Annotated in this window: 19 protein-coding genes and 1 pseudogene; 9 read left to right on the plus strand and 11 right to left on the minus strand. The window is 60.7% G+C overall.

Features of this window, described 5'->3' with window-relative positions; all coding sequences use genetic code 11:
* Position 1: 1 nt before the first annotated feature.
* From AAEZ09_RS05545 to AAEZ09_RS05555, 3 genes and pseudogenes are all read right to left on the minus strand, one after another.
* Positions 2 to 220, minus strand: a complete 219-nt coding sequence (locus AAEZ09_RS05545) for a cysteine-rich CWC family protein (protein ID WP_045058797.1) — start codon at positions 218 to 220, stop codon at positions 2 to 4.
* Positions 213 to 1,712 (minus strand): sensor domain-containing diguanylate cyclase, encoded by a 1,500-nt coding sequence (locus tag AAEZ09_RS05550; protein WP_350598501.1) that lies wholly within the window; start codon positions 1,710 to 1,712, stop codon positions 213 to 215. The genes AAEZ09_RS05545 and AAEZ09_RS05550 overlap by 8 nt, the downstream gene beginning before the upstream one ends.
* Before the next feature lie 172 nt (positions 1,713 to 1,884).
* A pseudogene (locus AAEZ09_RS05555) lies at positions 1,885 to 2,186 on the minus strand (allophanate hydrolase-related protein); the annotation flags it as partial.
* Positions 2,187 to 2,337: 151 nt separating this feature from the next.
* Here AAEZ09_RS05555 and AAEZ09_RS05560 point away from each other — a divergent pair.
* On the plus strand, positions 2,338 to 2,781 hold the full coding sequence (locus tag AAEZ09_RS05560) for a hypothetical protein (protein WP_205891851.1): 444 nt from the start codon (positions 2,338 to 2,340) through the stop codon (positions 2,779 to 2,781).
* Positions 2,782 to 3,000: 219 nt separating this feature from the next.
* Here AAEZ09_RS05560 and dspII read toward each other — a convergent pair whose 3' ends face one another.
* Positions 3,001 to 4,113 carry an enoyl-CoA hydratase/isomerase DspII gene (gene dspII, locus AAEZ09_RS05565; protein ID WP_350598503.1) on the minus strand — a complete coding sequence of 371 codons (1,113 nt, stop codon included), beginning with the start codon at positions 4,111 to 4,113 and terminating at the stop codon, positions 3,001 to 3,003.
* 132 nt (positions 4,114 to 4,245) lie between these two features.
* Between dspII and ung the strand changes: the two genes are divergently transcribed.
* Positions 4,246 to 4,938, plus strand: a complete 693-nt coding sequence (ung, locus tag AAEZ09_RS05570) for a uracil-DNA glycosylase (RefSeq protein ID WP_045058786.1) — start codon at positions 4,246 to 4,248, stop codon at positions 4,936 to 4,938.
* On the opposite strand, the gene AAEZ09_RS05575 is transcribed toward ung, so the two are convergent.
* The 4 genes from AAEZ09_RS05575 to AAEZ09_RS05590 are packed head-to-tail and all read right to left on the minus strand — an operon-like array spanning position 4,935 to position 8,970.
* Complete coding sequence (locus AAEZ09_RS05575) at positions 4,935 to 5,969, minus strand: AbrB family transcriptional regulator (protein WP_350598505.1); 1,035 nt, start codon at positions 5,967 to 5,969, stop codon at positions 4,935 to 4,937. The two genes, ung and AAEZ09_RS05575, sit on opposite strands and share 4 nt — an antisense overlap.
* Positions 5,962 to 7,476: a tripartite tricarboxylate transporter permease gene (locus tag AAEZ09_RS05580; protein WP_350598507.1), complete on the minus strand. Its 1,515-nt coding sequence runs from the start codon at positions 7,474 to 7,476 to the stop codon at positions 5,962 to 5,964. Before AAEZ09_RS05580 ends, AAEZ09_RS05575 begins: the two co-directional genes overlap by 8 nt.
* A 1-nt stretch (position 7,477) precedes the next feature.
* Positions 7,478 to 7,936 (minus strand): tripartite tricarboxylate transporter TctB family protein, encoded by a 459-nt coding sequence (locus AAEZ09_RS05585; RefSeq protein ID WP_045058783.1) that lies wholly within the window; start codon positions 7,934 to 7,936, stop codon positions 7,478 to 7,480.
* Between the two features lie 56 nt (positions 7,937 to 7,992).
* A complete protein-coding gene (locus tag AAEZ09_RS05590) occupies positions 7,993 to 8,970 on the minus strand; it encodes a Bug family tripartite tricarboxylate transporter substrate binding protein (protein WP_350598508.1) in 978 nt (325 codons plus the stop codon).
* Between the two features lie 377 nt (positions 8,971 to 9,347).
* Between AAEZ09_RS05590 and tctD the strand changes: the two genes are divergently transcribed.
* Both tctD and tctE read left to right on the plus strand, forming a co-directional pair.
* On the plus strand, positions 9,348 to 10,019 hold the full coding sequence (gene tctD / locus AAEZ09_RS05595; RefSeq protein WP_045058781.1) for a two-component system response regulator TctD: 672 nt from the start codon (positions 9,348 to 9,350) through the stop codon (positions 10,017 to 10,019).
* Positions 10,012 to 11,397, plus strand: coding sequence for a two-component system sensor histidine kinase TctE (gene tctE, locus AAEZ09_RS05600; RefSeq protein ID WP_205891853.1), 1,386 nt, complete (start codon positions 10,012 to 10,014; stop codon positions 11,395 to 11,397). Before tctD ends, tctE begins: the two co-directional genes overlap by 8 nt.
* Positions 11,398 to 11,435: 38 nt before the next feature.
* Here tctE and AAEZ09_RS05605 read toward each other — a convergent pair whose 3' ends face one another.
* Together AAEZ09_RS05605 and ygfZ are read right to left on the minus strand one after the other, a co-directional pair.
* Positions 11,436 to 12,257 carry an HDOD domain-containing protein gene (locus AAEZ09_RS05605; RefSeq protein WP_350598510.1) on the minus strand — a complete coding sequence of 274 codons (822 nt, stop codon included), beginning with the start codon at positions 12,255 to 12,257 and terminating at the stop codon, positions 11,436 to 11,438.
* A 38-nt stretch (positions 12,258 to 12,295) separates the two neighbouring features.
* The gene (ygfZ, locus tag AAEZ09_RS05610; RefSeq protein WP_350598512.1) at positions 12,296 to 13,237 is read right to left on the minus strand and encodes a CAF17-like 4Fe-4S cluster assembly/insertion protein YgfZ; all 942 of its coding nucleotides are present in this window, start codon (positions 13,235 to 13,237) and stop codon (positions 12,296 to 12,298) included.
* Positions 13,238 to 13,386: 149 nt separating this feature from the next.
* On the opposite strand from ygfZ, the gene AAEZ09_RS05615 reads away from it, so the two are divergent.
* Together AAEZ09_RS05615 and AAEZ09_RS05620 are read left to right on the plus strand one after the other, a co-directional pair.
* A complete protein-coding gene (locus AAEZ09_RS05615; protein ID WP_045058777.1) occupies positions 13,387 to 13,641 on the plus strand; it encodes an FAD assembly factor SdhE in 255 nt (84 codons plus the stop codon).
* Positions 13,625 to 14,077, plus strand: a complete 453-nt coding sequence (locus tag AAEZ09_RS05620) for a protein YgfX (RefSeq protein WP_082069149.1) — start codon at positions 13,625 to 13,627, stop codon at positions 14,075 to 14,077. The genes AAEZ09_RS05615 and AAEZ09_RS05620 overlap by 17 nt, the downstream gene beginning before the upstream one ends.
* Here AAEZ09_RS05620 and nadB read toward each other — a convergent pair.
* Entirely contained in the window at positions 14,046 to 15,662 is a 1,617-nt protein-coding gene (gene nadB, locus AAEZ09_RS05625; RefSeq protein ID WP_350598515.1) for an L-aspartate oxidase, read from the minus strand. The two genes, AAEZ09_RS05620 and nadB, sit on opposite strands and share 32 nt — an antisense overlap.
* A gap of 559 nt (positions 15,663 to 16,221) precedes the next feature.
* Here nadB and rpoE point away from each other — a divergent pair.
* From rpoE to AAEZ09_RS05640, 3 genes are read left to right on the plus strand one after another with little or no spacing between them, the layout of a single operon-like run.
* Positions 16,222 to 16,803 (plus strand): RNA polymerase sigma factor RpoE/AlgU, encoded by a 582-nt coding sequence (gene rpoE / locus AAEZ09_RS05630; RefSeq protein ID WP_007944079.1) that lies wholly within the window; start codon positions 16,222 to 16,224, stop codon positions 16,801 to 16,803.
* 31 nt (positions 16,804 to 16,834) lie between these two features.
* Positions 16,835 to 17,422, plus strand: a complete 588-nt coding sequence (locus tag AAEZ09_RS05635) for a sigma-E factor negative regulatory protein (RefSeq protein WP_045058775.1) — start codon at positions 16,835 to 16,837, stop codon at positions 17,420 to 17,422.
* An 8-nt stretch (positions 17,423 to 17,430) separates the two neighbouring features.
* Complete coding sequence (locus AAEZ09_RS05640; protein ID WP_350598518.1) at positions 17,431 to 18,387, plus strand: MucB/RseB C-terminal domain-containing protein; 957 nt, start codon at positions 17,431 to 17,433, stop codon at positions 18,385 to 18,387.
* Positions 18,388 to 18,462 lie beyond the last annotated feature (75 nt).

The raw sequence follows: 18,462 nt of genomic DNA on the forward strand, positions 1-18,462 counted from the left end.
CTTACGTGATCGGCCGGGCGCCTGCTTGCAGTTGCGCCTCGACGCCGGCGCAGCGGGGGCACAGGCAGGTGGCGTTGCGCAGTTCGGCGGGCAAGGCTTCAAGCACTGCCGGGTCGATGCTGACGCCGTAGCACCAGCAGGCCCGTGCGGCGGTGCGCGGGTCGGCCAGGGTGCAATCGTTGGGCGCACCGCAGGCCGGGCAGGTATCTGGTTTATTCATGAACGGTGTGTGGACTGCTTGAGTGGGACAGCATGCAGGTGCGGTTGCGGCCGGTTTGCTTGGCCCGATACATCGCATGATCCGCCCGGGACAGCAATGTGTGCAAGGTGTCGTCAGGTTGCAGGGTGGTGAGGCCGATGCTCACGGTCAGCTTCAGCGAATGACCGTTATAGGCATAGTCCTGCTGCTCGACGTGCCGGCGGATTTTCTCGGCGATCATCTGGCCAGTCTCGCCATCGGTGTCTTTGAGCAACACAATGAACTCTTCGCCGCCCCAGCGGCAGACGATGTCGGAATGGCGCAGGCAGCTTTCCAGGTCCCGGGCAAAGCCGATCAGTACCTGGTCGCCGGCGAGGTGGCCATAGGTGTCGTTCAACGCCTTGAAGTGGTCCAGGTCGAGCAGCAACGCGGTCAGCGGTTTCGGCTCGCGCTGCGCTTCATGCATGGCTTGCGCGGCCAGCAGATCGAAGCCGCGGCGGTTGGGCAGGTCGGTCAGGCTGTCGAGGGTGGCCTGGGCGTGGATGCGGCGCTGGTAGCGCTTGATCACACGGTTCAGCAGGGCCAGCACGATCAGGGTGACGAGCAGGCAGATCAGCAAATTGAGGTACAGCGAATGACGAATTTCGCTCAGTGCGCCGTCTTCGCGCTTTTCGACGAACAGGTACCAGTTGAGCTCCGGAATAAACCGCACGTTGAGGAAATGGCCCTCGCCCTGGACCGAGTACTCGTAGCTGCCGCTGTTGGGTTTGGGCAGTTGGCTGACGAGGCTCTTCATGCTGTCGAGTTCGCTCAGGGTCTGCCCGATGTGCGCGCCTTGAGGCCCGCCTTCTGCGCCGGTCAGCACCAGGCGGCCGAAGGTGTCGACGAAGTACACGCTGCGTTGATAGCGCTGCTGGTAGCGGTCGATCAGCTTGATCACTGCATCGACGGTCAGGCCGACGCCTGCTGCGCCGATGAATCGGTTGTTGTAGTCATAGACCTTGTAGTTGATGAAGAAGGTCAGGTTGTCCTTGTTGGCCAGGTCCGGATCGACGTTGATCTCGTAGGGCTCGGCCATGTCGCGCACGCGAAAGTACCAGGCATCGCGGGGCTCGGTGACCTTGATCTGCTTGAGCACGCCTTTGGCGTGGTAGTAGGTGAGGCTGGCGTTGGAGACGAAAAACGCGGTGTAGGCACCGTAGTGCGTCATCACTTCATTGAGGTAGCGGGTCATCTGCTCGGGGTTCTGCTCGCCGTCCACCACCCAGTCTCGCATGAAGGTGTCGCGGGACATCATCGAGGAAATCAGGATCGGCCGGACCAGGTCTTTCTGGATTTCCGAATAGACGGTGTCCGATGTCAGCGGCAGCTCGGTGTTGACGATGCTGTCGCGGATCGACGCGCGCGAGGCGTAATAGCTGAGCAAGGACGTGGCCAGGAAGCCGGCGCCGAGCAAGGCAATCAGGGTGAAAACCAATGAACGTTGCGAATACAGCGGCGAGCGAAGCGGCATGGCAATTCCGTTGGCAATGATCCGGTGCAAAACATTCTAAAGGCACTGCGGGGAAATAACTTTGGGATTTGCAGGGTGAATTGCTAAGGATCAGGACGGGTGGTGGCAGGGAGGGTGTCATCGCGGGCAAGCCTTGCTCCTGCAAGAGCGGGCTTGCTCGCGAAGCGTGAGGTCACTGCCGATCGGTCAGATACGCACGCCATCCGCCACAATGGCTGATGTCGAATGCGCCTTCCAGGCCATAACTTTCACAGATAAATCCGCTCTCCCAACGGCCATCTGCCAACTGCACTTTACCCAGGCCCAAAGGCGCCGGGATGCCGGTGAGGAACTAGCCCAGTTCGCTGCTCGGCAACTCCCAGACCTCTACCGCAATGGCTGAGCGCCGCCCACCACCAGCCTGGCGCGATCATTGCGGGCGACCGGGGTTGGTGCAGGTGCATCGTCGAAATGCTGGAAGGCCTGGGCCATAGATGACGAACCTTTCATCGGCGAGATGTTTCAACGTATTGCAAGGCCGCACCAGATTCCGGAATCGATGTCTGATCTATCGACAGTCACCGAATAATTGACTGTCGCCTGCCAGCGTCGCTGGTGTGGCTCACTCGCGGTCCAGGAGGCCGCCATGCTCTCTCGAATAAAACTGCGAATTCTTCTGATTGCTGCGTTGGGATTGTCAGTGGGCGCCTGCGTGCCCTATTCCGATGGAGGAGGCAGCTACTACAGTTCCGAGGTCTACACCTCGCCCGCGCCTGCCTACTATTCCGGCGGCACTTACTACTCGGGAGGCGGCGGTTATTACACCCAGCCGCGCCGCTACTACGCACCGCCTGCGCGGTATTACCAGCCGACTCCGCGGCATTATTACCAGCCACGGGTCTACCAGCCGGCACCGCGTTATTACCACTCGTCACCACGGGCCGATTATCGGGCTCAACAGCGGCACGGCTGGGATGGACCTAATCGTGGCGGCGGCAACAATGACTATCGCGGCGGCGGACGCCACGGTGGGCGTGGCGACCATAATGGTCGCGGTGATCACGATGGCCGCGGTGGCCGCAACCGCTGAAACCCCGAAGGAGCGGATTGCCGGCAACGGATTGCCGGCAATCTACGATGTATCTGATACACCGCCCCCGAATTACATGCGTCTGATATACCGCCATCTTAATTGCTGCGCATCGGATCCAACACACTCCTACGGGTTAAACGGGCATACCAGCGTTCGGGTTAAACGGGCATACCAGCGTTGCTGGCACCGCCAGAAAATCGGCTCCTGCAATTGTTTTCAGTATTCCGAGAGATCCGCCAGCGGATGGCGCCCTTCCCAAACCTTCTTGAAATGCGCATCGACTACCGCCTCCGGCACATTATTGATATCAGGCCAGTGCCAATGCGGCTTCTGGTCCTTTTCGATCAATCGCGCCCGCACCCCCTCACTGAATTCCGGATGACGGCAGCAGTTCAGGCTCAGGGTGTATTCCATCTGGAATACCTGCGCCAGCGACATGTGCCGCGCGCGGGCAATCTGTTCCCACACCAGGTGCGCAGTCAGCGGCGAGCCTTCGCTCATGGTCTTGGCAGCCCGGCTGAGCAGCGGGTCGCTGTGGTCGCTCTGCTGGCTGATGGCTTTCCAGGCACAGCGCACGTCACTGACATCCAGCAGCTCATCGATCTGCTGACGGCGAGGTAACCATTGCGCCTCGGGCATCTGCGCCAGGGCTTGCTGTTGCAAGGCCTTGAGCAGGCTGTTGAGCTGCATGGCGGTCTGTTCCTGCCAGTTGATCTGCAACAGCCCTTCCAGTAACGCTTCCTGTTGCTCATCGAGCAGGAAGCGGTCAGCGAGGTCGAGGTCGATCGCATCGCGAGCATTCATGTGCGCGCCTGTCAGCCCTAGAAACAGGCCGAGCTTGCCCGGCAGGCGCGACAGGAACCAGCTGGCGCCAACGTCCGGATACAGGCCGATGCTGATTTCCGGCATTGCCAGGCGGCTGCTCGGCGTAACAATGCGCAGGCTTGCGCCTTGCAACAGGCCCATGCCACCACCGAGTACGTAACCATGGCCCCAGCAGATCAGTGGCTTGGGATAAGTATGCAGGTTGAAATCGAGGCGATATTCCGCCGCGAAAAAATGCGCGGCCAGGGGCGGTACTTCGCCCGGTTGCGCGCGGCAGGCTTCCACCAGGCTGCGCACCTCGCCACCGGCACAGAACGCCTTCGCACCGTTTCCGCGCAACAGGACGCAGACGATTTGCGGCTCCTTGGCCCAGGCGTCCAGTTGCTGACTCAATGCGTTGATCATCGGCAGGGACAGGGCATTCAGGGATTTTTCGGCATCCAGGGTGGCCACGCCGATGCGTGCGCCGTCGGTACCGGTGAGTTCTTCGAAGTGCAGATTCATCGTGACCTCGATCAGGAATTTGAGCGTTCAGTATGATCGCTGTGCAGGAAAGTGCCGGATCTGCGTCAGATCAATTGACAAGTGTGAGCGGCCTTCTTAGGGTTCCCCCCATTGTTTTTGCCGGGTGTAACCATGACTGCTGACGACCGTATCAAACTCGAACCGAGCTGGAAGGAGGCACTGCGTGCTGAGTTCGACCAGCCTTACATGGCAGAGTTGCGCAATTTCCTGCAGCAGGAGCGGGCGGCGGGCAAGGAGATCTATCCGCCTGGCCCGATGATTTTCAATGCGCTCAATTCGACGCCCCTGGATAAAGTCAAAGTCGTGATTCTCGGGCAGGATCCGTACCACGGCCCGGGTCAGGCCCACGGCCTGTGCTTCTCGGTGCAACCGGGCGTGCCGGCGCCACCATCGCTGGTCAACATCTACAAAGAGCTCAAGCGCGACCTGAACATTGATATCCCCAACCACGGCTATTTGCAGAGCTGGGCCGATCAAGGCGTGCTGATGCTCAACACCACCATGACGGTTGAGCGCGCCAATGCCAATGCGCACAAGGACAAGGGCTGGCAGTTTTTCACCGACCGGATCATTGAACTGGTCAGCCTCCATCAGCCGCATCTGGTGTTCATGCTCTGGGGCGCCCATGCCCAGAGCAAGCAGAAGCTGATCGATGCGACCAAGCACCTGGTGCTGACATCGGTGCATCCGTCGCCTTTGTCGGCCTATCGCGGGTTTCTCGGTTGCGGGCACTTCAGCCGTACCAACAAGTTTCTGGAACAGAACGGCGAAGCGCCCATCGAGTGGCGGTTGCCGCCGGTCTAATCAGGATTGCGATTCCAGTACTTGAACAACGGCTCCGCCAGAAACAGCACAAACAACAACCGCATCACCTGCATCGCCGTCACCAGTGGCACCGACAGCTGCAGGGTCTCGGCAGTCAGGCTCATCTCGGCAATCCCGCCGGGCATCATCCCCAGGGTCAGCGAACGCAAGTCCAGATGGGTCAAGGCACTGAGCCCCAGTGCCGCCAGTGTCGCGATCAGCATGGTCAGCACGGTGGCTATCAAGGTGCGGCCCATGAACGAGGGTGCCCGGCGGAAAAATTGCCGGTTGAAGTGGCAGCCCAGTCCGCTGCCGATCAGCCATTGGCCGATCTGACTGCCACCATCGGGTAAACCGATGTGCAGGTCCCAGCCAATGCTCACTGCCGAAGTGACCAGCAACGGGCCGAAAAGCCAAGGGTTGGGTTGCCGCAGAAAATCCCAGACCCAGGCGGCCATGGCGCCTGCCGGAAAGAGCAGGGCCAGCCACCACCAGCTGACAGCCGCCGGATGGAAAACCGGTGCGCCGTCACCCAGCAGATACTTGAATGCCGCTGGTACGCACAGCACCACTACCAGCACTCGCAGACTCTGCCCTGCAGCGACACGGCTCAACACTGCGCCATTGCGCGCACCGAGGTTGACCATTTCGCCGGAGCCGCCGGGCATGCTGGAGAAGAACGCGGTGGCGCGATCTTCGCCCGTCCGGCGCATCAGCCAGACGCCGACCACGGCGGACAGACTGGTGACCAGTGCGCCAAAAAATATCAGGCCGAAGTGGCTCAGCACCTGCTCCATCACCAGCGGGGTGAAGTGCAGGCCGATACCAATGCCGATGATCCACTGGCCGCATTTACGCCCGCCAGGGATCTCTGCCAACTGCCACGGCGTCAGGCAGCGCACCAGGATGATCGCCAGCAGCGAGCCGACCATCCACGGCAGCGGCCAGCCCACTAGACTGGCGAGGTAACCGCCCAGCGCGCCAACCAGCGGCGTACCCCACCAGGCGTTGAGGGGTGCTCGATCAGGCATCGGCGACTGCGCGACGAGCGACCGAACGTTTGCGCCAGATCCGCAGCAACGGCATCAACAGCATCAGCGCCGTCAGTATCCACACCCCGAAGGTGATCGGGCTGGACCAGAGGATTTCCAGCGCTCCGTTGGAGATCGACAGGGCGCGACGCAGGTTCTGCTCCATCAAACCGCCGAGGATGAACCCCAGCAGTACCGGCGACAGCGGGAAGTCCAGCTTGCGCAGGATGTAGCCGAAGATGCCGATGGCGATCATCAGGAACAGGTCGAAGGTGGTGGCGTGCACCGCGTAGACGCCGATCCCGGTAATGATGGCGATCACCGGCACCAGTGCCCAGTTCGGCACGGCAAGGATGCGGGTGAATATGCGGATCATCGGGATGTTGAGGATCACCAGCATGATGTTGGCGACGAACAGTGACGCGATCAGCCCCCAGACGATGTCTGGCTGTTGCTGGAACAGCAGCGGGCCTGGGGTGATGTTGTACAGCGACAGGGCGCCGATCATCACGGCCGTGGTGCCTGAGCCGGGAACACCCAGGGTCAGCATCGGCACCAGCGCGCCGCAGGCCGAAGCACCGATGGCCGTTTCCGGTGCCGCCAGGCCGCGCATGTCGCCCTGGCCGAACGTACCCTTGGCCCCGGCAATGCGTTTTTCGGTCATGTAGGCCACGGCGCTGGCGAGGGTGGCCCCGGCACCTGGCAGCACGCCCATGATGAAGCCAAGCAGGCCGCACCGGATGTTCACCGCGAACACCGCCGACGCTTCCTTGAAGTTGAACATCATGCGCCCGGTGGCTTTTACCGCTTCCTGGCCGCGGTGGGTTTTTTCCAGCAGCAGCAGGATTTCGCTGATGGAGAACAGGCCCAGCACCAGCACCACGAACTGAATGCCATCGGTCAGGTGGATGTTATCCCCGGTGAACCGGTACACACCGCTGTTGGCGTCGATGCCGACGGTCGACAGGAACAGGCCGATCAGTGCCGCAATAAACGTCTTCAACGGTCGGTCGCCAGCCATGCCGCCGAGGCAGACAATCGCGAACACCATCAGGACGAAGTATTCCGCCGGGCCGAAGGCAATTGCCCATTTCGCCAGCAGCGGCGCGAACAACACCATGCCGCAGGTGGCGATGAACGCGCCGATGAAAGAACTCCACGCCGAGAGCGACAGTGCAACGCCGGCCAGGCCCTTGCGCGCCATCGGGTAACCGTCGAGGGTGGTCATCACGGTGGAGGCCTCACCCGGGATGTTCAGCAGGATCGAGCTGATCCGGCCGCCGTATTCGCAACCCAGGTACACCGCCGCGAGCAGGATCAGCGCCGACTCCGGCGGCAGGCCGAGGGCGAACGCGATCGGGATCAGCAAGGCCACGCCGTTGATCGGGCCCAGGCCCGGCAACAGGCCGACGACGGTGCCTATCAGGGTGCCACACAGTGCAGTCACCAGGTTATACGGGCTCAGCGCGACGCCGAACCCCTGGCCCAAATAGCCAAAAGTATCCATATCAGTTCTCCAGAACGTCGAGCAGGCCCAGTGGCAACGGCACGTCCATCAACTTGTCGAACAGCAGGTAGAGACCAACGCTCATCAGCGTCGTCACCACGATGCTCGGCCACCAGCGACCGCCGTACAGGCGAGCCATCGGAATACCGATCAGGATGCTGCTAAGGATGAAGCCCAGCGGTTCGAACAGGCCGGCGAAGATCAGCAGCAGCACGATGCAGATGCCGATCTTGTTCAGGGTTTCGCGATCGAGCTTAGGGTCATCGTCGCTGTGTACGATCGGCGTCGGACGGAACAGCATGTACAGCAGGCCCAAGCCCATCAGCCCGAGCATCAGCAGGGGAAAGGCCCGTGGGCCGACCGGCTCGTAGGAAAAAGCGGCCTGATATGGCCATGCCATCAGTGCCAGGCCGACGCAGGCCAGCAACAGCACCGCAGCAAAAATGCGTTGTAAGAGCATGGGAAACTCCTTGGCTGCGACCCCGGGGCGGGGTCGCAACCGCTAGACAAGGACGATCACTGGATCAGGCCGAACTCTTTGGCCAGCACTTTGTAGTCCGCGACCTGCTTCTTCACGTAGGTGTCCAGCTCGGGGCCGGTCATGGCGAAGGGGAAGAGTTCACGCTGATCGCGCAGCTTGGCGAACTCATCGGACGCCAGCAGTTTGTCGAAGGCGTCTTTCCACCAGGCGTAATCCTCGTCACTGACCTTCGGCCCGAGGTAGAAGCCGCGAACCACTGGCCAGACGATGTCGTAGCCTTGCTCCTTGGCGGTCGGAATGTCTTTCATTTCCGGCTCGTCCAGGCGCTTCTCGGAGAACACCGCCAACAGGCGCATGTCGCCGCTCTGGATGTGCGGCATGGAGTCGGAGATGTCGGTGCTGCCGACCTGGATATGCCCGCCCAGCAACGCCGTGGCGATTTCACCGCCACCTTCGAGGGCCACGTAACGCAGGTCGCGCGGGTTGATCCCGGCGGCCTTGGCGATCAGCGCGGTCTGCATCCAGTCCTGGCTGCCCACGGTGCCGCCGGAGCCGATCACTACCTTGCTCGGGTCTTTTTTCAGCGCCTGGACCAGATCGTCGAGGGTCTTGTAGGGCGAATCGCTTTTCACTGCGATCGCGCCATAGCTGGTACCGACCGCCGCCAGCCAGCGCACCGCGCTCTCGTCGAAACGACCAAACTTGCCCTGGGCCAGGTTCAGCAGGGAACCACTTGACCACGCCACCAGCGTGCCGGCATCGGCCGGGCGCTGGGCAACCACCGCGTTGTACGCCACTGCGCCGACTCCGCCGGGCATGTAGGTCACGCGCATCGGCTTGCTCAGCAGTTTCTGGTTCACCAGGGCGCTCTGTACCAGCTTGCACGTCAGGTCAAAACCGCCGCCGGGCGAGGCGGGGGCGATGCATTCCGGGCGCTTGGGCTCGGCCATGATTTGTCCAGCAAAGAGCATGCAGCTGGCGGCGAGGGCGAAACGGCGCAGTGATCGATTCATGGTGTCTCCAGGGGAGTTATTGTTTTTGGAATGATTCAGGCGAAGCAATTTCGCACCATGCAAATGGCGTCGATAAGCGTTGGGGAGCGAAGGATGGGACGAGACAGGTCAGCCTGGCGGCGTGTAGACGGCATGGTGCAGTACCTCGTTTATTGTTCTTATTGGCGAAAACGCTTCAAGGCGTTTTTCGGGAGCTACATTTCAAAGCAAGGGGGATGGTTTGCAGTCGAAACCATCCGTCGGCCGACTGTAACGGGCCAACCTTTCGCCAACCTTTCAGCGTGCTTTCACGGTTTTGCTGCTTCACAGCGCCGGATCGGGCTGTAAACTTCGCGCCAAAGAATGGCGTCGACCATCCCTGAATGAGGTAAAGATCCATGCGTGTTCTGCTCGTCGAAGACCACTTGCAGCTTGCCGAAAGTGTCGCCCAGGCGCTGAAAAGCACGGGGCTGACCGTGGACGTACTACACGATGGCGTGGCCGCAGACCTGGCACTGAGCAGCGAGGACTACGCCATGGCGATCCTTGACGTCGGGTTGCCACGCATGGATGGCTTCGAGGTGTTGGCGCGCCTGCGCTCCCGGGGCAAGAACCTGCCGGTGCTGATGTTGACGGCCCGTAGTGACGTCAAGGATCGGGTGCATGGCCTCAACCTGGGCGCCGACGATTATCTGGCCAAGCCCTTTGAGCTGACCGAGCTTGAGGCACGGGTCAAGGCCCTGCTGCGCCGCAGCGTGCTGGGTGGCGAGCGCCAGCAGACTTGCGGTGTGCTCTCCTATGACCTGGACACTCGACGCTTCACCCTCGCCGAGGAATTACTCACCCTGACCTCCCGTGAACAGGCGGTGCTCGAGGCGCTGATTGCCCGGCCGGGGCGGGTGATGAGCAAGGAGCAACTGGCCTCCCAGGTATTCGGCCTGGACGAGGAAGCCAGCCCCGACGCGATCGAAATCTACGTGCACCGCCTGCGCAAGAAACTCGACGGCCAGTCGGTCGCCATCGTGACCTTCCGCGGCCTCGGGTACTTGCTGGAAAGCCGCGATGCATAAGCCCAGCAGCCTGCGCTGGCGGTTGTTGTGGAACCTGGCGCTGTTGCTGGTGGTGTTGATGCTGGCCAGTGGATTGAGCGCTTACTGGAATGGTCGCGAGGCCGCCGATACGGCCTATGACCGCACCTTGCTGGCCTCGGCGCGAACCATCGCTGCGGGGGTCTCCCAGGTCGACGGCACCCTCAGCGCCGACGTGCCCTATGTGGCGCTCGATACCTTCGCCTACGACAGCGCCGGGCGAATTTTCTACCTGGTCAACGACATCAACCAGAAACTGATCTCCGGCTATGAAAACCTTCCTCCACCGCCCCCGGGTACCCCGCGCACCGACGATTACCCGGCGCTTGCGCGGTTCTACAACGCCAAGTATCAGGGCCAGAATGTTCGCGTAGTCAGCCTGCTCAAGCCGGTCAGCGAGCCGAACATGAACGGCATGGCGGAGATTCGGGTCGCGGAAACCGATGAAGCCAGGGTCGACATGGCCCGCAGCCTCGCGGCGGACACCCTGCTGCGCCTGGGCATGCTGGCAATCGGAGCGCTGTTGATGGTGTGGTTTGCCGTCAGCGCTGCGCTGCGGCCCCTGGAACGCTTGCGCACTGCCGTGGAAGAGCGTCAGCCGGACGATTTGCGGCCACTGCCACTGGTGGAGGTGCAGCACGAATTATGGCCGCTGGTGCGCGCGCTCAACCATTTCACCGAACGCCTGCGCGGGCAGTTCGAGCGCCAGGCGCAATTTATCGCCGATGCCGCGCACGAATTGCGCACTCCGCTGGCGGCGCTCAAGGCACGTCTGGAACTGGGCTTGCGGGCAACCGAACCGCAAACCTGGCGCAGCACCCTGGAAACCGCAGCCCAGGGCACCGACCGCCTGACCCATCTGGCGAACCAGCTGCTGTCACTGGCCAGGGTGGAGAACGGCGCCCGGGCGATCGCCGAGGGCGGTGCGCAGTTGCTCGATCTCAGCCAGCTGGCCCGGGAGCTGGGCATGGCCATGGCGCCTCTGGCCCATGCTCGCGGGGTGGCGCTGGCCCTGGAAGCAGACGAACCGGTGTGGTTGCGCGGCGAACCCACGCTGTTGAACGAGCTGCTGAGTAATCTGGTAGACAACGCGCTGGCCCACACGCCATCGGGCGGCAATGTGATTCTGCGGGTCACTGCGCCGGCGGTGCTGGAGGTCGAGGACGATGGACCGGGAATTCCCCTTGAAGAGCGTGAGCGGGTATTCGAACGATTTTACCGACGCAATCAGCAAGTCGCCGGGTCGGGACTGGGCCTGGCGATTGTCGGTGAGATCTGCCGTGCGCACCTGGCACAAATCAGTCTGCACGATGGCGAGCACGCGGGCTTGAAGGTTCGGGTGAGTTTCGTCGCGGGATAAAGGTTGCGCAGTGGCCCCAGGGTTACTGAGCACAAGGCTCAGTAAAACATCGACCGCGACTCTTCCAGATCCCTGCACAGCGTCTCGTTCTGCGGGTCAATCCCCATTTTCCGGAACGCCGGCACTTCAAGGGCATCGACTCGCGAGAGCGGGTGATTGCTGTTCTTGTGGCAGTACAAGCTGGCGACCTGCACCAGGTCGACATAGTCCAGGCGTTCGGAGTCGCGCTGCAGATCCAAGTATAGCCGGGGAATCTGCACCAGCTTCTCGGGAAAATCCCAGACCTTGAGCAACTTTTCGCCGATCAGCGGATGGATCTGGTCGATGACGTGATTGAGGCTCACCGCGTCGGCCAGCAACTCATTGTGATCTTCGGCATACGTCAGGATCGGCAGCACGCCGATCTGGTGCACCAGCCCGCCAAGAGCGGCCTGGTCTGGCTTGAGTTGGGTATAGCGACGGCACAGTGCATAGCTGACGCCGGCGATTTCCAGGCTCTTGTGCCAGACTTCGCGCATTTTCTGCTCGACCACCTCGGAACGGGCGTTGAAGATCTGCTCCATGACCAGGCCAATCGCGAGGTTGCTGCTGTAGTTGACGCCCAGGCGGGTGATCGCCGTGTGCAGGTCAGTGACTTCCTGAGTGGCGCGCAGCAACGGGCTGTTGACCACCTTGATCAGGCGCGCCGACAACGCCGTATCGCGGCCAATCACCTTGCCGAGGGCACTGACACTGATTTCCGGGTCTTCGGCAGCCTTGCGAATCTGAAAGGCCACTTCGGGCAACGTAGGCAGAACCAGGTCATCGTTGTCGATGGCCGCAACCAAATCCTGTTGGACCTTTTCCGCCAGCTTGCTCATTTCGTCTATCCAGGAGGGTATTGCGAGAGGTGCTGCCTTTAGCGCTGGATTTCGCGGTCGCGATCCAGCTCGTAAGGCAGGTCAAGCAAGGTCAGGGCAGGCCCTTCGAGGCTGCCCAGGTGAACATCACCACCTTCCGCTGCTTCGGCCTGCAATACGGCCAGTAGTTCAATGTCTTGGCCTGCCTGTGCCGCGATCACCACTTCGCCTATGGCGCTGGCGTGGCTGGGGGAAAACAGCGGCGCGCCGGGCTCCGGCAATGCATCGCCACTCAGTTGCAGGCGATACAGGCGGCGCTTTAGCTTGCCCAGGTACTGCATGCGCGCGACGATTTCCTGGCCGGTGTAGCAACCTTTCTTGAAACTCACCCCACCGATGGCTTGCAGGTTCAGCATCTGCGGGATAAACAGCTCGCGGGTGCCCGCCATGACCTGGCCAATCCCGGCGCGAATCTGGCCCAGCAGCCATTGATTGAGTTCGCCTTCAGCCAGTACGGCAGCCAGCTGTTGCTTCACGGCAGCGGCCTGATTGGCAGCCACCCAGAGTTCGGCGCGGTCAGGCGAAACCCTGATGGCGACGAGACCGCCGTGGCGCGCGACACTGTCGGTGACTGCCGGCAGGTCTAGACCCAGCGCGTTCAGTGCAGCGTCGCCATGCTCCAGGCCAAAGCGGACCCAGGCGGCGCTTTCGTCGGTCAATTTGGATTTGGAAAACACGGCGTATTTTTTAAGGTCCGCCAACTGCGGCTCCAGCAGTTCGCTCGCCATGGCCATGAGCACGCCGTCACCTTCCAGCAGGATGCGGAAACTCGATTGCATCCGGCCTTTTTGCGTGCAGCGCGCGCCCAGGCTGGCCTGGGTATCACTCAGGTAGTTGAGGTTGCAGGTCAACTGGCCTTGCAGGAATTTACTGGCGTCCGCGCCTCGGACCGCGAGTACGCCTTCGTGAGACAGGGTGCAGAAAAAAGCAGAATCGGCCATGAGTCATCGCAGGGTAAAGAGTCTGGAGGACATCATAAGGGTGTGCCCTCGAAATGGGTAGTTTACAAAAGCCTGATCGCGCCCGACCAAAGCCGAGTGTCCCGCCGGGCATGGGGCTGTATACTTGCGGCCTATTTGAGGAGCGCTCCATGGTCGAAAATGTTGAACTCAATCGCCTCTACTGGCACAGCCGCCGCGGCATGCTTGAACTTGACGTGTTGCTGGTGCCCTTCGTCAAAGAGGTTTATCCGCATCTGAACCAAGTCGACCGCGACTGCTACGTCCGGTTGCTCGAGTGTGAAGACCAGGACATGTTCGGCTGGTTCATGGAACGCGCTGAATCGGAAGACCCGGAGCTGCAGCGCATGGTCCGGATGATCCTGGATCGTGTCCAGCCCAAGTAACCTGTTTGAATGCCGCTGGCACGCCTCACGGCAGCTGCTGGCGGCCTATCTGCTGGCGCAGCTGCTCGCGCTGGTTTCGTTGTTCCTGCTCTCCATTCCACTCTGGGCCACTGCGCTTGGGGTGCTGCTGTGCGTGGCCCACGGTGCGTGGGTCTTGCCTAGGCAGATTCTGTTGAGTCATCCCCAGGCGTTTCGCGGGCTGCGTCGAGATGCCGATGGCTGGCAGTTGTGGAATGAGGCCAGGGGCTGGCAGCCGGTGCAGTTGCGCCCGGACAGCCTGGCGCTGCCACTGATCGTGGTGTTGCGCTTTCGCCTGCGAGGCGAGAGAAGGGTCCGATCAGTGTGCGTACCCCGGGATTCGCAGGCGGTAGATGTGCACCGCCGCCTGCGGGTGCGGTTGAGGTTCAGTCGACGTAGGTGGGCGGCACCAGAATAGTGTCCAGCGCCACCGGCAACAGGTTCGGGTAATCGAGCGTGTAGTGCAGGCCGCGGCTTTCCTTGCGTTCCATGGCCGAGCGGATCATCAGCTCGGCCACCTGGGCCAGGTTGCGCAACTCGATCAGGTCCCGGCTGACTTTATAGTTGCTGTAGAACTCGTCGATTTCATCAAGCAGCAAACGTACCCGGTGCTGGGCGCGCTGCAGACGCTTGTTGGTGCGCACGATGCCGACGTAGTCCCACATGAAACGGCGCAGTTCATCCCAGTTGTGCGCAATGATCACGTCCTCGTCCGAATCGGTGACCTGGCTGGCATCCCAGACCGGCAGGTCGATCGGGATCGATACTGCAGGCAACTGTTCGATAATGTCCGCCGCCGCTGACCGTGCGTACACAAAGCATTCCAGCAGCGAGTTGCTGGCCATGCGGTTAGCGCCGTGCAGCCCGGTGAAGCTGGTTTCGCCGATGGCATACAGGCCCGGGACATCGGTGCGACCGTGCTGGTCGACCATCACCCCGCCGCACGTGTAGTGCGCAGCCGGTACCACGGGGATCGGCTGTTTGGTGATGTCGATGGAGAATTCGAGGCAGCGTTCGTAGACTGTCGGGAAGTGGCTCTTGATGAACGCTTCCGGCTTGTGGCTGATGTCCAGGTAGACGCAGTCCACCCCCAGGCGCTTCATTTCATGATCGATGGCCCGTGCCACGATGTCCCGGGGCGCGAGTTCGGCACGCGGGTCGAAACGCTGCATGAAACGTTCGCCGTTGGGCAGTTTCAGGTGCGCACCTTCGCCGCGCAGGGCTTCGGTCACCAGAAAGCTCTTGGCTTGCGGGTGATACAGGCAAGTCGGATGGAACTGGTTGAACTCCAGGTTGGCCACCCTGCAGCCCGAGCGCCACGCCATTGCAATCCCGTCACCGCAGGCGCCATCGGGATTGCTGGTGTAGAGATAGACCTTGGCGGCACCGCCAGACGCGAGGATCACAAACCGCGCACCGTAGGTGTCGACTTCCCCGGTGCCGCGGTTGAGCACGTAGGCACCCAGGCAGCGATCGCCGGCCAGGCCCAGGCGTTTTTCGGTGATCAGGTCGACCGCCACCCGCTGTTCCAGCAGTTCAATGTTCGGTCTTTGCCGGGCCTGGGCGAGCAGGGTGCGGAAAATTGCAGCGCCGGTTGCATCGGCGGCGTGGATGATGCGCCGATGGCTGTGACCGCCTTCGCGGGTCAAATGGAATTCAAATCCGCCATCTTCAGTGCCCGACTGCTCGTCACGGGTAAAGGGCACGCCCTGGTCGATCAGCCATTGAATGGCTTCCTTGCTGTGCTCGACGGTAAAACGCACGGCATCTTCATGGCACAACCCGCCGCCGGCGTTGAGGGTGTCATCAACGTGGGATTCGACAGTATCGGTATCGTCCAGCACTGCAGCGACCCCGCCCTGGGCCCAGAATGTCGAGCCGTTGGCGAGGTCGCCCTTGCTCAAAACGGCGATGCGCAAATCACCAGGCAAGGTCAGCGCCAGGCTCAAGCCTGCAGCGCCGCTGCCTATTACCAGAACATCGTGTTGAAACTGTTGGCTCATTTCAGAATTCCGCACAAAGCGACCCGAGTCGGGGTTGGCGCAAGACTCCGCAACGGCAAGTCAAGGCAGCCACACAGCCCACTAGTATATAGAGGGGGGGAGCGGCACAATAGCCGAGGCGGCATGGCATTGTGAAACTACGATGACAGGAAAAGTCGGACGCTTCGTCGGATGGTTTTTTCACCGGTTCGGCGACAGCATGACTGTATCGTGGATTTAACAGTCGTTTTCTGCTCGAATTCGCCCATTGCTGTTGGTGCAAGGCTATAAATAATTGGAACTTTTGCCAAAGTGCCAAGATCAATAGACCGTTGCCCGATTCAAGGGACAGTGTCGGCTTCAGTGCAGGATCTGTGTTCAGAGGCCTGCCACGTGAATCCGGCGACAAGATTATTCGCGCAGCCGGGTTGACCCGCGCTGCGCTTTTCGTGCGTGCCAAATCAGAGCCCGCAGGAAACTTGCTTGGAGGGGGAGAACTTTTGCGAAAAGCCCGAGTCTATGTTTGCAAGTCTGGTCGTTTAGTTATGCAAGCCTCCTTCGAGCTTATCGAGGAGTGTTCATGCTAACCCAGGAAGAGGATCAGCAGCTGGTCGAGCGCGTTCAGCGTGGCGACAAGCGAGCTTTCGATCTGCTGGTGCTGAAGTATCAGCACAAAATTCTCGGGTTGATCGTGCGTTTCGTGCACGACACCCATGAAGCCCAGGATGTGGCACAGGAAGCCTTTATCAAGGCGTACCGTGCACTTGGTAATTTTCGCGGAGACAGCGCGTTTTACACGTGGCTTTACCGCATCGCCATTAACACGGCGAAGAACTATCTGGTTTCACGCGGCCGCCGGCCGCCGGATAGCGATGTCAGTTCCGAAGATGCAGAGTTCTACGATGGCGATCATGGCCTGAAGGATCTCGAGTCCCCAGAACGCGCATTGCTGCGGGATGAGATCGAAGGCACCGTCCATCGGACCATCCAGCAACTGCCAGAAGATTTGCGTACGGCCTTAACTTTACGTGAATTCGATGGTCTGAGTTACGAGGACATTGCAGCAGTCATGCAATGTCCGGTGGGTACCGTGCGCTCCCGGATTTTTCGCGCTCGGGAAGCCATCGATAAAGCCCTGCAGCCGTTGTTGCAGGAAAACTAAAGACAGCGGCGACAGCCAAGAGAGGAACGCCATGAGTCGTGAAGCCCTGCAGGAATCGCTGTCCGCAGTGATGGATAACGAAGCGGACGAACTGGAATTGCGTCGGGTGTTGAATGCCTTCGACGATGTTGAAACCCGTGAAACCTGGGCTCGTTATCAAATCGCTCGGGCAGTCATGCACAAGGATCTGCTGCTTCCACGCCTGGATATTGCGGCGGCCGTCTCGGCAGCCTTGGCTGACGAAACCGTACCGGCAAAAGCCACCCGTGGTCCATGGCGTAGCCTGGGTCGCCTGGCAGTAGCTGCCTCCGTGACCGTGGCCGTTCTGGCCGGTGTTCGCCTGTACAACCAGGACGAGATCGCCGGTGTGGAATTGGCACAGCAGTCCAACCAGCCTGGCTTGGCCGTTCCTCAGGTCAAAGGCCCAGCGGTATTGGCAGGCTATAGTGAAAGTTCTGAAGCGAATGGCCCTATGGCCAATGGCGTGCTGCAAGGTCAGCCAGGCTGGCACGACCAGCGTCTGCCGACCTACCTGCGCCAACACGCTCAGGAAGCTGCGTTAAAAGGTACTGAAAGCGCACTGCCATACGCTCGTGCAGCAAGCCTGGAAAACCGTTAAGGAGGATCATGCGCGCCATACCTCTACTTTCGCTTCTGCTCAGTGGCTGGTTCATTGTTCCAGCCCACGCGGATGAAGCCCAGGACTGGTTGACCCGGCTGGGCCATGCCGAGCAGATGCAAAGCTTTAACGGTACTTTTGTCTACGAGCGTAACGGTAGTTTTTCTACCCACAACATCTGGCATCGTGTCCAGGATGGCAAGGTCCGCGAGCGTCTACTCCAGCTCGACGGCTCGGCTCAGGAAGTCGTACGTGTTGATGGGCGTACTCAATGCGTCAGCGGCACCCTGATTGCAGGGCTTGGGGAATCCTCCAAGTCTGCTGCTCGTGCACTTGATCCACAAAAGCTCAAGAACTGGTATGAAATTGCCGTGATCGGCAAATCGCGTGTGGCCGGGCGTCCAGCAGTGATTGTTGCGCTGACGCCGCGGGATCAGCATCGCTACGGTTTCGAGCTGCATCTTGATAAGGAAACCGGCCTGCCACTCAAATCATTGTTGTTGAATGATAAGGGGCAGTTGCTGGAACGCTTCCAGTTCACCCAGCTCAATACTTCCGACGTACCTTCCGACAGTGATTTGCAAGCGGGCGCCGACTGCAAGATGATTGTCGCCGATGGCGACAAGACTTCTGCAGCGAACGTTGCGCAAGCCTGGCGTTCGGATTGGTTGCCGCCTGGGTTTGAACTGGTCAGCAGCTCTGCACACAAGGATCTCCAGACGAAGACTCAGGTCAGCAGCCTGATGTATGACGACGGCCTGTCTCGATTTTCGGTATTCCTGGAACCTCTGAACGGTGCAACCGTGACTGACACACGCACGCAGTTGGGGCCTACTGTGGCGGTTTCGCGGCGCTTGACCACGCCTGAGGGCGAAATCATGGTAACGGTCGTCGGTGAGATTCCGATTGGCACCGCTGAGCGAATCGCGCTGTCCATGCGCACTGATGCCACTGCAGCCAAGTAGTGAGTCGATAGCGAAATGTTTCGTGAGCATTTCAGTTTGCAAAACACTCCAGAATTTTTTATAGGTCACAGCCTC

This window comes from Pseudomonas sp. 65/3-MNA-CIBAN-0223 (assembly GCF_040310425.1).
GTDB lineage: Bacteria > Pseudomonadota > Gammaproteobacteria > Pseudomonadales > Pseudomonadaceae > Aquipseudomonas > Aquipseudomonas gregormendelii.

Coding starts and splice junctions, on each gene's coding strand:
- AAEZ09_RS05585 (WP_045058783.1), bottom strand. CDS start 7,936: ATGCTCTTACAACGCATTTTTGCTGCGGTGCTGTTGCTGGCCTGCGTC.
- ygfZ (WP_350598512.1), bottom strand. CDS start 13,237: ATGGCCGATTCTGCTTTTTTCTGCACCCTGTCTCACGAAGGCGTACTC.
- nadB (WP_350598515.1), bottom strand. CDS start 15,662: ATGAGCCAACAGTTTCAACACGATGTTCTGGTAATAGGCAGCGGCGCT.
- tctE (WP_205891853.1), top strand. CDS start 10,012: ATGCATAAGCCCAGCAGCCTGCGCTGGCGGTTGTTGTGGAACCTGGCG.
- dspII (WP_350598503.1), bottom strand. CDS start 4,113: ATGAATCTGCACTTCGAAGAACTCACCGGTACCGACGGCGCACGCATC.
- rpoE (WP_007944079.1), top strand. CDS start 16,222: ATGCTAACCCAGGAAGAGGATCAGCAGCTGGTCGAGCGCGTTCAGCGT.
- AAEZ09_RS05575 (WP_350598505.1), bottom strand. CDS start 5,969: ATGCCTGATCGAGCACCCCTCAACGCCTGGTGGGGTACGCCGCTGGTT.
- AAEZ09_RS05615 (WP_045058777.1), top strand. CDS start 13,387: ATGGTCGAAAATGTTGAACTCAATCGCCTCTACTGGCACAGCCGCCGC.
- ung (WP_045058786.1), top strand. CDS start 4,246: ATGACTGCTGACGACCGTATCAAACTCGAACCGAGCTGGAAGGAGGCA.
- AAEZ09_RS05545 (WP_045058797.1), bottom strand. CDS start 220: ATGAATAAACCAGATACCTGCCCGGCCTGCGGTGCGCCCAACGATTGC.
- AAEZ09_RS05560 (WP_205891851.1), top strand. CDS start 2,338: ATGCTCTCTCGAATAAAACTGCGAATTCTTCTGATTGCTGCGTTGGGA.
- AAEZ09_RS05605 (WP_350598510.1), bottom strand. CDS start 12,257: ATGAGCAAGCTGGCGGAAAAGGTCCAACAGGATTTGGTTGCGGCCATC.
- AAEZ09_RS05590 (WP_350598508.1), bottom strand. CDS start 8,970: ATGAATCGATCACTGCGCCGTTTCGCCCTCGCCGCCAGCTGCATGCTC.
- AAEZ09_RS05580 (WP_350598507.1), bottom strand. CDS start 7,476: ATGGATACTTTTGGCTATTTGGGCCAGGGGTTCGGCGTCGCGCTGAGC.
- AAEZ09_RS05550 (WP_350598501.1), bottom strand. CDS start 1,712: ATGCCGCTTCGCTCGCCGCTGTATTCGCAACGTTCATTGGTTTTCACC.
- AAEZ09_RS05640 (WP_350598518.1), top strand. CDS start 17,431: ATGCGCGCCATACCTCTACTTTCGCTTCTGCTCAGTGGCTGGTTCATT.
- tctD (WP_045058781.1), top strand. CDS start 9,348: ATGCGTGTTCTGCTCGTCGAAGACCACTTGCAGCTTGCCGAAAGTGTC.
- AAEZ09_RS05635 (WP_045058775.1), top strand. CDS start 16,835: ATGAGTCGTGAAGCCCTGCAGGAATCGCTGTCCGCAGTGATGGATAAC.